Origin of the sequence: Pseudomonas baltica, assembly GCF_014235765.1 — a bacterium.
In the GTDB taxonomy this organism is placed as follows: domain Bacteria; phylum Pseudomonadota; class Gammaproteobacteria; order Pseudomonadales; family Pseudomonadaceae; genus Aquipseudomonas; species Aquipseudomonas baltica.
In genome coordinates, this window is sequence record NZ_JACMYH010000028.1 from 1 (window position 1) to 309 (window position 309).

1 protein-coding gene is annotated in these 309 nt (G+C 58.9%); it reads right to left on the minus strand.

From position 1 onward, the window contains the following. Nucleotides 1–309 (minus strand): immunoglobulin-like domain-containing protein (locus H7993_RS20715; RefSeq protein WP_185795508.1); only part of this gene is annotated, 309 nt, incomplete at both ends.

Below are 309 nucleotides of genomic sequence, written 5' to 3' on the forward strand. Positions count from 1 at the left end.
TCTGGCTGTTCGACAGAGTCACTACAACCGGGGAGCCAGTCACTGGCGCACCGACGGTGGCGGTGTAGACGATGATGCCGTTTTCCAGAGCGCCGCCCGCAGGGACGGTAGCGGTCAGCACAACGTTAGTGACGTCGACGCTATCGCCAACCGGAGTAACAACCGGAGTGGTGATCGGGGTGAGCTGTTCGAAGTTGCCGCCAGTCACACCGGTGATGGCTGTAGAAACAGTATCAGCACCGTTGTAGACGTCATTGCCCAGAGGGAAAGAAACCGTGCCGCTGGTTTCGCCTACGGCAATGGTGATGA